This window comes from Stenotrophomonas sp. STEN240, from assembly GCF_056756175.1.
Map to the genome: position 1 here is coordinate 1 of NZ_JBRRBO010000098.1, position 279 is coordinate 279.

At 54.1% G+C, this 279-nt stretch carries 1 rRNA gene; it reads right to left on the bottom strand.

Going from position 1 to position 279, the window contains the following annotated elements:
- Positions 1 to 111 (bottom strand): 5S ribosomal RNA (gene rrf, locus ACVOKO_RS19445); the annotation flags it as partial.
- Between the last annotated feature and the right edge of the window lie 168 nt (positions 112 to 279).

A 279-nucleotide genomic window follows, 5' to 3' on the forward strand; every position in this document is an offset into this window, starting at 1 on the left:
GACGATGACCTACTCTCGCACAGCTTAGGCTGCACTACCATCGGCGCGGCTACGTTTCACTTCCGAGTTCGGGATGGGATCGGGTGGTTCCATAGCGCTAATTTCATCAGGAAGGCGGTTTGAGCAGCGCGTTGCGCCAGCTCCAATGCGTTTCCTTGCGGAACATAGCCCAGGCTTAAAAACACCTGGCTTACATAAAAAGACAAACCCCGCTGCGTGAGCAGCGGGGTTTTAGATAAAACCCTGACGATGACCTACTCTCGCACAGCTTAGGCTGCA